Consider the following 14924-nt stretch of genomic DNA (forward strand, 5'->3'; position numbering starts at 1 on the left):
GCTGGGAGTCTACCGTGTCCACGGGTCCGGTCGCTCGCTCCCGAGGTGTTCCCCTGGAGAGGGACCGGGCGGGGGCCGTCGAGGCTCCATGATTCGCTCCACACCTACGGGGAGTGATAAACCGGAGCCTTCCACGACGTGCCTTCGAGACCCGTGGCACCCCCAGACACGCGATGACAGCGACCCCTGTCCCCGGAGTGGAGACTCGCAGCTCGGAGGCAGCCCCCCGGGGCGTCTCGCTCTTCACGCGCCTGTTCCTCCTCATCCTCGTCTGCGCGCTGCCACCGCTGGTGGGGCTGGGATTGAAGATGATGGACACCAACGCGGGTGCCATCCAGGAGGGCGTGCGCCACCTGCACCGCTCCATCGTCGGAGACGTGCAGCGCTCCGTGCGGGGCGAGCTGGTGCGTGTCGAGCAGGAGCTCGAGGGCCTCGGGATGATCCTCTTCGCGCCCGGGATGGGGGACGACGCCATGCGGTACTCGCTCGTCGGTGCCCGCATGGCCACCCTGTCCAACATCGACTTCGTCTCGCTGTACGCCTCGGGTGGGCAGAGCGTGAAGACCGTGAAGGCGGACGAGGTGCCGGACCCGAAGCTGCCCTCCCGGCTGGAGCCCGAGCTGCTCGCGGCCCTCGGCTCGTCTGGCGGGCACCTGGTGGTCCAGGGCGTGCGTGTCGGCGCGCAGGGCGGGCCCGTGCTCGAGGTGTTCTTCCCCATCACGCGCGAGGGCACCGTGCGCGCCATCCTCGGCACCCAGGTGAAGCTCGGCGAGCTGTGCGCGCTGATGGGCGAGCTGGGCGAGAAGTTCCTCGGCTCGCGCGAGAACGTGTTCGTCGTGGACCGGGAGCGGAGGCTCGTGTTGCACGCGGACCCGTCCCGCGTGGCCGCCCGCGAGGACTTCTCCCAGCACGGCCTCTTCGCGGCGCTGAGCGGGGACTCGTCCTTCGGCACGGACATGGCCGCCATCTCGGACTTCCACCTGGGTGGCCAGGAGATGATCGGCTCGCTCGAGTCCCTCTCCGAGCGCGGTTGGGCGGTGGCGGTGCAGCAGCCCCAGGCCGTGGCCTATGCCTCCCTGTCGGAGATGCGCAGGTCCATCCTCACCGCGCTCGCGGTGGCCGCACTGGTGGCGCTGGGGGTCGGGCTGCTCGGGGCCCGGCAGCTCACCCGGCCCCTCCGGGACCTGGTGGCGGCGACGCGGGCCCTCGCCGAGCGCGCCTTCCGCGGCGTGGGCGAGCGCGTCACCCGGCGTGGGGACGAGCTGGGCACCCTGGGCCGCGCCTTCGACAGCATGGCCCTGACGCTGGAGTCGAAAGAGCGCGAGGTCATCATCCAGACGCAGGTGCGCGCGGCCCTCAGCCGCTACCTGTCTCCGGACGTGGTGGACCTGGTGGTGTCCAACCCCGACAAGCTGCGGCTCGGAGGCGAGCGCCGCGAGGTGACGATCTTCTTCGCGGACGTGGTGGGCTTCACCCGGCTGTCCGAGTCCCAGCCTCCGGAGATCATCGTCGCGCTGCTCAACGAGCTGTTCACCTTCGCCACGGAGATCATCCAGCGGCGCGGGGGCATCATCGACAAGTTCATCGGTGACTGCATCATGGCGGTATGGGGCACGCCCCAGGCGCACGAGGACGACGCGCTGCGCGCGGTGCAGGCGGCCGAGGACCTGCGCCGCTGGCTCGACGTGGGCAACCGCCGCTGGCGCGAGCGGTGGGGCATCGAGATCCAGCTCGCCATCGGCGTGCACACGGGCCCCGCGGTGGCGGGCAACGTCGGCAGCGAGAAGCGCATGGAGTACACCGTTATCGGTGACACGGTGAACGTGGCCGCGCGGCTCGAGTCCATGGCCCAGCCGGGGCAGATCCTTGTCAGCGAGTCCACGCGCGAGCGCATCGGCGAGGCGGCCGTCGACCTGGTGCCCGCCGGCGAGCGCAAGCTGCACGGCCGCACCGCCGCCACCCGCATCTACGAGGTGCCGGTCTGATGCTCCAGGTGGGGCAGCTCGTCGGCGAGCGCTTCCGTGTCTTGCGTACGCTCGGCCAGGGGGGAATGGGCACGGTCTACGTGGCGGAGCAGCTCGGCCTGGGCCGCCACGTGGCCCTCAAGGTGATGCACCCGCACATCGCCAGAGCCCCCGGTTTCTCCGAACGCTTTCAACGGGAGGCCCAGGTGCTGGCCCGGCTGCGCCACCCGGGCTCGGTGGAGGTGTACGACTACGGGCTCGACTCCGGCTTCCTCTACCTCGCCATGGAGCTGGTGTCCGGCGAGACGGTGGAGTCCCTGCTGCTGCGAGAGGGCGCCCAGCCGGTGCCGCGCGCGGTGGACCTGACCGTGCAGGTGCTGGAGGTGCTGGAGGCCGCACACGTGCTCGGCATCATCCACCGCGACCTCAAGCCCGCGAACCTCTTCCTCGACAACCACGAGGGCCGCGAGCGCGTGAAGGTGCTCGACTTCGGCCTGGCCGCGCTCGGCGGGGAGCTGAACGTGCGGCTCACCCAGGAGGGCATGGCCGTGGGGACGCCGGGCTTCATGTCCCCGGAGCAGATGCGCGGGCTGCCGCTGGACGGACGCAGCGACCTGTACTCGGTGGGGTGCGTGCTCTACGAGCTGCTCACCGGGGTGCCTCCCTTCCCGGTGGCGGTGTCAGCGGAGGCGGCCGTCGCGCACCTCTACAGGCCGGTGCCTCCCCTCCGGGAGATGCGGCCAGCCCTCTCCATTCCCCAGAGCCTGGAGGCCACGGTGATGAAGGCGCTGGAGAAGCTGCCCGAGCTGCGCCCGGCGGACGCGGCGGCCATGCGCCAGGAGCTGCTGGCCGTGCTCGACGAGCCGCTGGGGCCGGCCGCGCCGAAGAAGCGGGGCGAGGGCAAGAAGACGGAGCGGGGACTCGGGCTCGCGCGGCACGAGGTGCCCGTGCCGAAGCCCGTGGCCGGTGGGCTGCCCGTGGGGGTGGTGGCTTCGCGCGAGGGGAGCACGGAGACCACGCTGGTGATGTCGCTCTCGGCGTGCGGCTTCCAGGCGCGGGTCGTCTCCCCGGAGGGGCCCCTGGGGGAGCTCGGCGCGCTGCTCTTCGTCGCGGACGGGCGGGAGTCGCTCGCGCATGCGAGAGCCCTGGCTTCGCGCCCCGGTGCCCCGCCGGTGTTGCTGTGCGGCCCCGCGGATGACTGGGAACTGGTGACGGGTGCCCTCGAGGGCGGGCTCTTCGACTTCGTCCCCCTGCCGTTGGATTCGCTCGATCTGACCCGGAAGGTGTCGCGTGCTCAGAAATCCAAGCGTTAGAGCGCTCTTCGCCGCGCTCGCCCTTGTGCTGTTCTCGCCGGCCATTTCATGGGCCCAGCAGGCCCCGGACGACGACGTGTACGTGGTGCAGCCCGGGGACACGTGTGGCAGCGTGGCGCGCAAGGTGTTCGGCGACGCGACGGTCGGCTCGGCGAAGCTGCACGCGCTCAACAAGATGGGGCCGCCGCCGCACGAGCTGAAGCCGGGCACGGTGCTGCGCATCAAGGGCGACCCGGACGCGCGCCTCACCTTCATCAAGCCCGAGGTCAACTCCAAGCGGGCCGGCAAGGTGGAGTGGCGCGAGGCGAACACCGGGCAGGGGCTGTGGCGGCTGGACTCCGTCAACACGCTGCGCGAGGCCGGCGCCGAGGTCACCTTCCGCGATCTGACGCGGCTGCAGATGAACGAGAACGCGCTCGTCGTCATCTACGGCAAGGCCGCCCAGGCGACGGACAAGGTGAAGAAGTCCGGCGCGGTGGAGCTGCTGCAGGGCGAGCTGAACGTCTCTCTGGCGGAGCTGCGCGGCGAGCCCGTGGGAGTGCAGATGCCGGCGGCCACGGTGGCGGCGCGCTCGAAAGACATCCACGTGGGCGTGGACGCGCAGCAGATGAGCCGCGTGTCCGTCTTCGACGGTCAGGCCGAGGTGTCGGCGCAGGGCCAGAGCGTCCAGGTACCGAAGGATCATGGGACGCGGGTGGCCAGGGGCCAGCTTCCCGAGAAGCCGCGCCCGCTGCCCGAGGCCCCGTCGTGGGCGGGCGGTGTCCGCTCGGTGCGGCTGCTGCTGGAGGACAAGGGGGTGGACGAGGAGCTGGCGTGGGCCCCCGTGAAGGAGGCGGCGTCGTACCGGGTGGAGCTCGCGCGAGACGAGCGCTTCAACGACCGGGTGCACGGCGAGACGGTGCAGGCGGCGGGGGAGGGCCCGAAGTCCGTGGCTCGAGCACTGGGGCCCGGCAGGTACTTCGCGCGAGTGCGCGCCGTGGACGCGGCGGGCCTGTTGGGCAAGGCCTCCGCCGTGCGGCAGGTGGAGGTGCTGCGCGTGAAGACGGAGCGGGGCGTGGTGGGGCCCCAGGGCATCCAGGGCATCCAGGGCATCCAGGGCGCGCTCCGGGTGGACTTCTCGGTCGAGGGCGCCGAGTCGCTGGACTTCCGCCTCGACGGCGCGCCCACGACGCACCCGGTGCGGGTGGAGAGCGTAGGCACGCATACGCTGGAGCTGATGCCTCGCGGGGTGCCCGACGCGCGCCCGGAGAAGCTGTCGCTCACGGTGTCGCCGCCCCGCGTGGAGGTGGACCTGGAGCCCGTGGCCGATGCCTTCCGGGTGAAGGTGCTGGTGCTCGACGAGCGCGGGACGCCGCTGGAGGGACCCTTCCCGCAGTTGAAGCTGCTCGGGCAGTACGGCACGCGGGTGGAGGCGTCGCTGCAGCGCCAGAAGGATGGCTCGTTGATGACGCGGGCGGTGCCGGGCATGCGCGGCGGTGAGCGCGTGGCCGCCCTGGAGGCACTCTGGGGTGACACGTCCATCCAACAGGTCAGTGCCCTGGCGCCGGTGGAGCAGCGAGCCCCGGCTCCCGTGGTGACCGTGGAGCCCGCGCCCGTCGTGAAGGCCGCCGAGGAGGAAGTGGCGCTCCAACCGCTGCTGGGCGCTCCGTCGGGTGGCTTGGTGGAGGCGGCTCCGCTGCCCACCGCATGGCTGCCGCAGGCCTGGCTCGGCGAGCTGCGCGTGCAGCCCGCGTTGGGCTCGGGAGGCGTGGACCTCGCTCGCGGTCGCACCGTGCTCGCCGTGGAGGGCCGGGTGTCCGAGCGGGTGGCCCTGGGCACGGCGGTGGCCCTGCGTCCCGGAGCGTTGCTGCGCGGTGGTGACGAGGCGGGCGAGCTGCCCGCGACGGCACCGTCCGTCTCGTTGTCTGGGCGGGTGCGGCTGACGGACTCCCCGGCCTTCCGCGTGCTGCTGTCCTTCGATGGCACCTTCGCGGGCTCCGGCTTCGGCCAGGAGGTCCAAGGGCTGCGGCTGCGTCCAGCGCTGCTCGCGGGGATGCGCAGGGGGCAGTGGGCCTTCTCCACCAGCCAGGGTTACGCCCTCCGGCCGGGTCAGGCCCAGGCCACCTGGGACAGTGCGTATCAGGCGTGGTTCCTGCCCCTTCCCCGGCTGGCGCTCGGGGCCGAGCTCGATGGGCTGGTCGACGCCACGCCTCGTGCGGACGGACCCGTGGCCTTCGCGGCCGGGCTGGGTGCGCGCCTGCGACTCGCTGGATTCGAGCTGGGGACCTCCGTGCGCCGGGGCTTCGGTCCCGACGGGACCCGCGTCTGGGGCGACTGGAGCGCGTTGCTGACACTCGGCTGGTCGGGGCTCACTCCCACACAACCCCAGTAGCGACACCAACCTCCGGAGTCATCCTCTCGCTTCACTACCCGTGCGCGCGGCGCTTGACGGGAAGGGGCGGGATATGGCACCTGTCTGCCCTGAATAATGATAATGAGAACCATTCTCATTATCTGAGTGTCGTTTCGGCCCGGCGGTCTCGGGCGCGTCGAAGGGAGTCGGAAGAGATGGGAGCGACCACCAGAGTGGCCCTGGTGACAGGTGCGGCGCAGGGCATTGGTGCGGAGGTGGCGCGGATGCTGGCCGACGGTGCGTCGGTGGCGTTGCTCGACAAGCGGGAGGAGGGGCTGGCCTCGCTGGTGGCGGAGCTGCGCGAGCGCGGGTGCCGTGCCGCCGCCTTTCCGGCCGACGTGAGCGACAGTGCCGCGGTCGAGCGGGTGGTGGAGCGGGTCGAGCGCGAGCTGGGGCCCATCGAGATCCTGGTCAACGTGGCGGGTGTGCTGCGGATCGGCTCGGTCGTGTCGCTGAGCGATGAGGACTGGGCCTCCACCTTCGCGGTCAACACCCACGGGGTCTTCCACGTCTCCCGCGCGGTCGCCAGGCGCATGGTGCCTCGCCGGACGGGAGTCATCGTCACCGTCGGCTCGAACGCCGCCGGGGTGCCGCGCATGCAGATGGCCGCCTACGCCGCCTCCAAGGCCGCCTCGACCATGTTCACCAAATGTCTGGGATTGGAGCTGGCCCAGCACAACATCCGCTGCAACGTGGTGTCTCCCGGCTCGACCGACACGGCCATGCAGCGCTCGCTCTGGGCCGACGAGAACGGTGCGCAGGCGATGATCTCCGGCTCTCCCGAGACCTTCCGCGTGGGCATTCCGCTGCGCCGGATCGCCACTCCCACCGATATCGCCGAGGCGGTGTCCTTCCTGGTCTCCGACCGGGCCCGCCACATCACCATGCACGACCTGTGTGTCGACGGTGGTGCGACCCTGGGGGTGTAGGAATTCTTGCTGTCTCGAAGTTGAGAATAGTTTGCATTTTCAATGTCAGTCGTGCGGGAAGAGTGGTCCTGAATCCCGACACGGGAAGGTGACTGTAATGACCGAGAGTCCCACGGTGCCGCAGGCGCTGGCCGCGCAGTTGCTCGAGAGTTACGAGGCCGGTTCGTCCTTCTTCTTCGCCTCGCCCAAGCGCACGCTGTTGGCGCGAGGCACGTTCGCCACCGTGCCGCACGCCGGTGGCACGAACGCGCTGGAGCGTCTGCCCGAGCGCGTGGCGGCGGTGCTCAACGACGCACGGGAAGCCGCTCATGACATCCCGGTGGCGGTCGGCGCGGTGCCCTTCGACGGCTCGGTCCCGGCGCAGCTGGTGGTGCCGATGACCCTGCAGCGGGCGGGGCCGCTGGTGTTCGATTCGGCCGCTCCCGTGCATCGTGCCCCGGCGGCGCGCTACACGGTCCGGCCGGTGCCCGAGCCCGCCGCCTATATCGATGGGGTGACGCGGGCGCTGGAGCTGATGCGCAGCGGCCCGCTGCGCAAGGTGGTGCTGTCCCGCTCGCTGCACCTCAGCACCCCCACGCCGATCGATCTGCGGCAGCTGCTGCGCAACCTGGCCCAGCGCAACTCCACGGGCTACACCTTCGCGGTGGACTTGCCTCCTCAGGCGACCGCGCCTGGGGCGGGCCGGCGGACGCTGATCGGCGCCAGCCCCGAGCTGCTGGTCTCTCGCTCGGGAATGCAGGTGCTGGCCAATCCACTGGCGGGCTCCGCGCCTCGCAGCGCCGATCCGCGCGAGGATCAGGCTCGGGCCGCCGCACTGCTGGCGTCGCCCAAGGATCTCCACGAGCACGCCGTGGTGATCGACGCGGTCGCGGAGGCCATGCGTCCATTCTGCAAGCGGCTGGAGGTGCCCGCTGGGCCCTCGCTCGTCAACACCGCCACCATGTGGCACCTGTCGAGCCGGATCACCGGCGAGCTGGCGGATCCGTCGATTTCCTCGCTGATGCTGGCCCTCGCGCTGCATCCCACGCCGGCGGTGTGTGGCTACCCGACCGAGCTGGCCCACGCGGCGATCGACACGATCGAACCGTTCGATCGCGGCTTCTACACGGGCACGGTGGGCTGGTGCGACGCGAACGGAGACGGCCAGTGGGCCGTGACCATCCGCTGCGCCGAGGCCGATGAGCGCACGCTGCGGCTGTTCGCGGGAGCGGGGATCGTGGCGGGCTCGAAGCCCGAGTCCGAGCTGGCCGAGACCGAGGCGAAGTTCCGCACCATGCTCCAGGCGATGGGGCTGGGGCAGGGCGCCGAGGTGCAGCCATGACTTCGCCTGTCCCTCGGGAGGAAGCGGCCCCGCTGCCGGGCTGCCCCACGTGGCCCGAGGAGTTCGCCACGCGGTACCGGAAGGCCGGCTACTGGCGGGGCGAGACCTTCGGCCAGATGCTGCGCGAGCGGGCCCGGAATCACGGTGAGCGCACCGCGCTCGTGGCCGGCGCCCAGCGCTGGACCTACCGCGAGCTCGACGCGCGAGCAGACCAGCTGGCCGCCGGGTTCCATGCCCTGGGCATCAAGCCGCGGGACCGGGTGGTGGTGCAGTTGCCCAACATCGGCGCGTTCTTCGAGGTGATCTTCGCGCTGTTCCGGCTGGGCGCGCTGCCGGTGTTCGCGCTTCCCGCGCACCGTGGCGCGGAGATCAACTACTTCTGCTCGTTCACCGAGGCGGTCGCCTACATCATCCCGGACAAGCACTCCGGCTTCGACTACCGCACGCTGGCCGAGCAGGTCCGTGGCGCGGTGCCGACCCTGCGGCATGTGATCGTCGCCGGTGAGGCCGGCCCGTTCACCTCGTTGAGCGGGCTGTACGCCTCTCCGGCCGAGCTGCCGGGGCCGAGCGCCAGCGACGTGGCGTTCTTCCAGCTGTCGGGCGGCAGCACGGGCGTCCCCAAGCTCATTCCGCGCACCCACGACGACTACATCTACAGCCTGCGGGGTAGCGTGGAGATCTGCCAGCTCGACGGGTCGAGCGTGTACCTGTGCGCGCTGCCCGCCGCGCACAACTTCCCGCTCAGCTCGCCGGGCGTGCTCGGCACCTTCTACGCGGGTGGCACGGCCGTGCTGGCGCTGAACCCCAGCCCGGACGAGGCCTTCCCGCTGATCGCGCGCGAGCGGGTCACGATCACCGCGTTGGTGCCTCCGCTGGCGATGATCTGGCTGGAGTCCGCCAAGGCCAGGCGGCACGACCTGTCGAGCCTGCGCGTGCTGCAGGTCGGAGGCGCGAAGTTCAGCGCCGAGGCCGCCCGGCGGGTGCGTCCCACGCTCGGCTGCACGCTGCAGCAGGTCTTCGGCATGGCCGAGGGACTGGTCAACTACACGCGGCTGGATGACCCCGAGGAGCTGATCGTCACCACCCAGGGTAGGCCGATCTCTCCCGACGATGAGATCCGGGTGGTCGACGAGGAGGGGAACGAGGTCGCTCCGGGGGAGACCGGTCAGCTGCTGACGCGCGGTCCCTACACCATCCGTGGCTACTACATGGCCGAGGCGCACAACGCGCGGGCGTTCACGCCCGATGGCTTCTACCACACGGGTGATCTGGTCCGGGTGACACTGGAAGGCTACCTGGTGGTGGAGGGGCGCGCGAAGGATCAGATCAACCGGGGCGGTGACAAGGTCGCGGCCGAAGAGGTCGAGAACCACCTGCTGGCTCATCCCTCCGTCCACGACGCGGCGGTGGTCGCCATTCCGGATCCGTTCCTCGGCGAGCGCACCTGCGCGTTCGTCATTCCCCGTGAGACACCGCCGACCGCCGCCGCGCTCAATGCCTTCCTGCGCGAGCGCGGACTGGCGGCCTACAAGATTCCGGATCGGGTCGAGTTCATCGCCGCGTTCCCGAAGACCGGGGTCGGCAAGGTCAGCAAGAAGGCCCTGCGCGAGACGCTCACCCGTTCCCCCTCGAAAAACGCCGCTTCCACCCCTTCGCGTTGAAAGGAGTCACTCCCATGGCACTCCCCGCCATTTCTCCCTATCCCATGCCCGGCGAGGCAGACCTGCCCAGGAACAAGGTGTCGTGGACGCCGGACCCCAAGCGCGCGGTTCTGCTGATCCACGACATGCAGAACTACTTCCTGAATGCCTTCACCCCCGGCCAGTCGCCCGTGACGGAGCTGCTGGCGAACATCCAGCGGTTGAAGCAGCACTGCGCCGCGCTGGGCATTCCGGTGGTGTACTCGGCCCAGCCCGGCGGTCAGACGCCCGAGCAGCGCGGACTTCAGCTGGATCTCTGGGGTCCGGGCATCAACGGTGGCCCGCACCAGAAGCAGATCGTCGATGCGCTCGCTCCGGGTGAGAACGACATCCTCCTCACCAAGTGGCGTTACAGCGCGTTCATCAAGACCGGGCTGCTGGAGCTCCTGCGCGAGCGCGGGCGCGACCAGCTGATCATCACGGGCATCTACGCTCACATCGGCTGCCTCCAGACGGCCAGCCATGCGTTCATGCACGACGTGCAGGCGTTCCTGGTCGCCGACGCGCTGGGCGACTTCTCCCTGGAAAACCACCAGATGGCGCTGAACTACGCGGCGCGGCTGTGCGCCGTCACCACCACCACGCAGCGGGTCATCGACGAGCTGCGGCCCGCGACCGCCCAGGGCGAGCAGCCCCTGAGCCGTCAGCAGGTGCGTGAGGATGTTGCCGAGCTGTTGCTGCAGGGGCCCTCGGAGATCGGCGATGACGAGAACCTGCTCGAGAGAGGGCTCGACTCGATCCGGATCATGAGCCTGGTCGAGCGTTGGCGGCGCACCGGAGCGGAGATCTCCTTCGTGGAGCTGGCCGAGCGCCCGACCCTGACCGATTGGTACGCACTGCTGTCCTCGAGTGCGCGGGGCGTGACGGCGACGTCCCAGGGCCAGTCCCACCGCCCCTCGTAGTCCATGCAACGAGGGGTCATCCCCTCACCGTGTGTGTTTCCCCCCAGGGAGTACCGAGCGATGAGCGATTCACAGGACGCCCGCTGGCCGCTGTCGGCGGCCCAGCACGGAATCTGGCTGGGCCAGCAGTTCGATCTCGAGAGCCCGGTGTACAACGCGGGCGAGTGTCTCGAGATCCGCGGGCCCGTCGATGTGGCGCTCTTCGAGGCGTCGGTGCGGCAGGCCGTCGGAGAGGCCGAGGCGCTCAACGTGCGCTTCGTGTCCGGTGGCGAGGGGCCCGTTCAACTCCTCGGGCCTTCGCCGGACTGGACGCTGCACGTGGTCGATGTCAGCGACGCTCCGGACCCCTGGGAGGCCGCGCGGGCGTGGATGAGGGAGGACCTGTCCCGGCCTGTCGATCTCGCTTGCGGGCCGCTCTTCGCGGAGGCGCTGTTCAAGGCCGCTCCCGACCGGTTCTTCTGGTACCAGCGCATCCATCACATCGCCATGGATGGCTTTGGCTTCTCGCTGCTGGCACGGCGGGTGGCGGATCTCTACACCGCACGCGTCACCGGCCGGCCCGCCACGGGTGGCTTCGGCTCGCTGCGCACCGTGTTGGACGAGGACGCGGCCTACCGGGCCGGGTCTCAGTACGAGCTCGACCGGGCCTTCTGGGTGGAGCGCTTCGCGGATAGGCCCACCCCGGTGAGCCTGGCGGAACCCGCGCCCATGTCGGCCAGCTTCGTACGCCAGACGCGCCACCTGTCAGCTGGCGACGTGGAGCGGTTGCAGACGGCCGCCCGTCAGGCGGGTGTGAGCTGGCCGGACCTCGTGCTCGCGGCCACGGCGGCCTGGTTGCACCGATTGACCGGTGCACCGGAGGTGGTGCTCGGCCTGCCGGTGATGTCCCGGCTCGGCTCGGCCGCGCTGCGCGTCCCGTGCATGGCGATGAACATCGTGCCGTTGCGCGTGCCCGTGCGCCCGGGGATCGGCTGGTTCGATCTGGCCCGTGAGGTCGCCTCGGAGCTGCGCACCATGCGGCCCCACCTGCGCTACCGGTACGAGCAGCTCCGCCGCGACCTGCGGCTGGTCGGCGGGCAGCGCCGGCTGTTCGGCCCGGTGGTCAACATCATGCCGTTCGACTACGCCCTGCGCTTCGCGGGGATGCCGACCGTCGCGCACAACATCTCCGCCGGGCCGGTCGAGGATCTCTCGATCGGTCTGTACGCCCGGTCCGATGGTGGCGGAGTGCGGGTCGACTTCGACGCCAACCCGGCCTGCTATCGCGCCGAGCAACTGGACACCCACCAGCGCGATTTCCTCCAGCTTCTGGAGTCACTGGTCGGTGCGCCCGACCAGGTCGTGGGTCGTGCCAGCGGCCATGGCGCCACACCCGCCTCCAGCGTGGGGGCAGGGGAGGGCCGCTCGCCCGTGCTCGACGGAGGACCGCTCCCCTCGACGGTGCGCGCGGTGCTGGAGATGATCTCCGATCGTGCCCACGAGCAACCCCATGCGGTCGCGGTGGAACATGGCCAGCAGCGGCTGAGCTACCGCGAGCTGCTTCAGGCCGCCTGTGTGATGGCGGACCAGCTCGTCGACGCGGGCGTGCGGCCCAACACCCCCGTGGCGGTGATGTTGCCCAGGGGAATCGATGCGATCGTGGCGAGCCTGGGCGTGCTGTTCTCCGGGGCGGGTTATCTGCCGCTCGACCCCCAGGGGCCCGCGTCCAGGACCAGCGCGATCCTCGAGGACGCCGCTCCCGCGTTGATCATCACCACCGATCCGGCGGCCCCGGGTCGTCCGGTCGTGCGGAAGAATGAGCGGAGCGCGTCGGCCTCGCCCCGCCCAGCTCCCGCCGCGCAGACGGCGGACGAGCAGTTGGCGTATGTCATCTACACCTCCGGCTCGACGGGTCAGCCCAATGGTGTGCAGATCACCCGGGGGGCGCTGGCCCACTTCGTGGCGGGGGCGACGCAGCGCTACGGGCTGAGCCGCGAGGACCGGGTGTTGCAGTTCGCGCCGCTGCACTTCGATGCCAGTGTCGAGGAGATCTTCCTGACCCTGTGCGCTGGCGCGAGGCTGGTGCTGCGTACCGATGAGATGCTCCAGTCGGTGACGCGGCTGCTCGACGCCTGTGCCGAGCACGGCATCACCGTGCTGGACCTGCCCACGGCGTTCTGGCACGAGCTCGCCTACAGCGTTTCAACGGGCGCGGCCCGTCTGCCGTCCTGCATCCGCACGGTGATCATCGGTGGAGAGGCCGCGCTTCCCGAGCGGGTCGCGCGCTGGCGCGCCGCCGTCGGGTCCGAGGTGACGTTGCTCAACACCTACGGCCCCACCGAGGCCACCGTGGTGGCCACCGTCGCCACGCTCAGTGGTGCTGGCGAGCCCGGGTCCGTCGGAGAGGAGATTCCGATCGGCCGTCCGCTCCCGGGTGTTCGTGCGGTGCTCATCGACAAACACGGGAAACTCGCCGCTCCGGGCACCGAGGGCGAGCTGTACCTGGTGGGCGGCGGTCTGGCGCGAGGTTATCTGGGACGCCCGGAGCTGGACGCGGCGCGTTTCAAGCTGCTCGATGCTCTGCCCGGCAGTCCACGTGCCTACCGTACGGGTGACAGGGTCCGGGTGCGCGAGGATGGACAGCTGGTGTTCGTCGGTCGCGTCGATGACGAGTTCAAGATCAGCGGTCACCGGATCGACCCGGCCGAGGTCGAGACCGTGCTGCTGGGACACCCCGGCGTGCGCGAGGCCGCCGTGGTCGGTCAGAGCCTGCCGGGAGGCACGAAGCGGCTGTGCGCGCACATCGTCGCGGCGTCCCCCGCTCCCTCCGCGACGGAGCTGCGCCGGTACCTGCTGGCGGAGCTGCCCGCGCCCATGGTGCCGGGTGCCTTCGTGTTCTCCGAGCGCCTGCCCCGGACCAGCACGGGCAAGATCGATCGCTCCGAGCTGCGCCGCATGCTGCCCACCGAGGAGTCCGCCTCGGCGACCATCGCGGCCACCGAGCTCGAGCGTGTGGTGCTGCGCGTCTGGGAAGAGGTCCTGGGCGTGAGCGGCATGTCCGCGCAGGACGACTTCTTCGACCTTGGCGGGCAGTCGCTCCAGAGCATCCAGGTGGCCAACCGGCTCAGCGTCGCGCTGGGCCGCGAGGTTCCCGTCGCCACGGTGTTCCGTTACCCGACCGCGGCCGGGCTGGCGCAGATGTTGGAGCGAGGCGCGGAGGCCGGGTCCGAGAGCGGTGGCCTCACCGCCGCCATGCTCGCCGATGCCGAGCTGTCCGAGGAGATCGTTCCCCGACAGCTTCCAACCCCGAGCCAGGCACAGCAGGCTCCACCGCGGCAGGTCCTGCTGACCGGCGCCACCGGCTTCGTCGGCGCACACCTGCTCGACCAGTTGCTGCGCCAGACCGATGCACGGGTGGTCTGCCCGGTGCGCGCCAGCGACGAGGCGCAGGCGATGGAGCGGATTCGCGCGGCCCTGGTGGCCCAGAGGCTCCCGACCACGGGCCTCGCCGAGCGGGTGCTGGCACTGCCGGCCGACCTGACGCAACCGATGCTGGGGCTTGGCGCCACGCGGTTCCACGGGCTGGCGGCCGAGTGCGACGCCGTCTACCACAACGCCGCGGTGGTCAGCGTCGTGCGCGAGTACGGCAGCCTGCAGGCGGTCAACGTGCGGGGGACTCGCGAGCTCCTGAGGCTGGCCGCCGCCGTGCGGCCCAAACCCTTCCACTACGTCTCGACGCTGGCGGTGGCCCCGCAGGCGAACCTCAGCCCCGAGGTTCCCGAGGACTTCGTGCGCGCGCACCCCGGTCTGCGCGATGGCTACCAGCAGAGCAAATGGGTGGCGGAGCGGCTGGTCCAACAGGCGGGCGAGCGCGGTCTGCCGGTGGCGGTGTACCGGCTTGGGCGAGTCGTGGGCGCGCCCGACAGCGGCATCGTCAATCCGCAGGACCTGGTCTGGCGCATCCTGCTGGCGGGCATCCCCGCGGGGGCGCTCCCCATGCTCGACGTGAGCGAGTCATGGACGCCGGTGGATTATGTGGCGCGGGCGCTCGTGCGGCTCTCGCTGGTGCCTCGGCCCGGCACGGTGTTCAACGTCACGCCCGTTCCGGAGGTCCGGCTGATGGAGCTGTTCGGCTGGGTGCGTGACTACGGCTACCCGGTCGAGCTGTTCCCGGTCCCCGAGTGGCGCGCGCGCGTGGCGGAGCGCGCGGGCAACGCGGACAACAGCACCACACTGGCGTTCTTCGATCTGCGCTCGGGCTCGGCGGAGCCCGCCTTCGGCCTGGGGCCCATCCGCAGCGAGCGGGTGACACAGGCCCTGGAGGGCAGCGGCATCTCCTGTCCGGTGGCCGATCGCCAGCTGCTCCACCGCTACCTGGACTACTGCGTGGAGCACGGCCTCCTCCCGAAACCGTGACGACTTCC

8 protein-coding genes are annotated in these 14924 nt (G+C 70.7%); all 8 read left to right on the top strand.

The window, feature by feature from the left end; translation table 11 throughout:
- The first annotated feature begins 197 nt into the window (after nt 1–197).
- The 8 genes from JRI60_RS16065 (at nt 198) to mxcG (ending at nt 14916) form a co-directional block, all read left to right on the top strand.
- Nucleotides 198–1985 (top strand): adenylate/guanylate cyclase domain-containing protein, encoded by a 1788-nt coding sequence (locus tag JRI60_RS16065; RefSeq protein ID WP_204226739.1) that lies wholly within the window; start codon nt 198–200, stop codon nt 1983–1985.
- The gene (locus tag JRI60_RS16070) at nt 1985–3277 is read left to right on the top strand and encodes a serine/threonine-protein kinase (RefSeq protein ID WP_204226740.1); all 1293 of its coding nucleotides are present in this window, start codon (nt 1985–1987) and stop codon (nt 3275–3277) included. Before JRI60_RS16065 ends, JRI60_RS16070 begins: the two co-directional genes overlap by 1 nt.
- Before the next feature lie 25 nt (nt 3278–3302).
- Nucleotides 3303–5648: a FecR domain-containing protein gene (locus tag JRI60_RS16075; protein WP_204226741.1), complete on the top strand. Its 2346-nt coding sequence runs from the start codon at nt 3303–3305 to the stop codon at nt 5646–5648.
- A 176-nt stretch (nt 5649–5824) separates the two neighbouring features.
- Nucleotides 5825–6598: a 2,3-dihydro-2,3-dihydroxybenzoate dehydrogenase gene (locus tag JRI60_RS16080; protein WP_204226742.1), complete on the top strand. Its 774-nt coding sequence runs from the start codon at nt 5825–5827 to the stop codon at nt 6596–6598.
- Between the two features lie 97 nt (nt 6599–6695).
- Nucleotides 6696–7919: an isochorismate synthase DhbC gene (gene dhbC, locus JRI60_RS16085; protein WP_204226743.1), complete on the top strand. Its 1224-nt coding sequence runs from the start codon at nt 6696–6698 to the stop codon at nt 7917–7919.
- Nucleotides 7916–9580, top strand: coding sequence for a (2,3-dihydroxybenzoyl)adenylate synthase (locus JRI60_RS16090; RefSeq protein ID WP_204226744.1), 1665 nt, complete (start codon nt 7916–7918; stop codon nt 9578–9580). The genes dhbC and JRI60_RS16090 overlap by 4 nt, the downstream gene beginning before the upstream one ends.
- A gap of 14 nt (nt 9581–9594) precedes the next feature.
- On the top strand, nt 9595–10521 hold the full coding sequence (locus tag JRI60_RS16095) for an isochorismatase family protein (protein WP_204226745.1): 927 nt from the start codon (nt 9595–9597) through the stop codon (nt 10519–10521).
- 60 nt (nt 10522–10581) lie between these two features.
- Nucleotides 10582–14916 (top strand): myxochelin non-ribosomal peptide synthetase MxcG, encoded by a 4335-nt coding sequence (gene mxcG, locus JRI60_RS16100; protein ID WP_204226746.1) that lies wholly within the window; start codon nt 10582–10584, stop codon nt 14914–14916.
- Nucleotides 14917–14924 lie beyond the last annotated feature (8 nt).

Source organism: Archangium violaceum (assembly GCF_016887565.1).
GTDB lineage: Bacteria > Myxococcota > Myxococcia > Myxococcales > Myxococcaceae > Archangium > Archangium violaceum_B.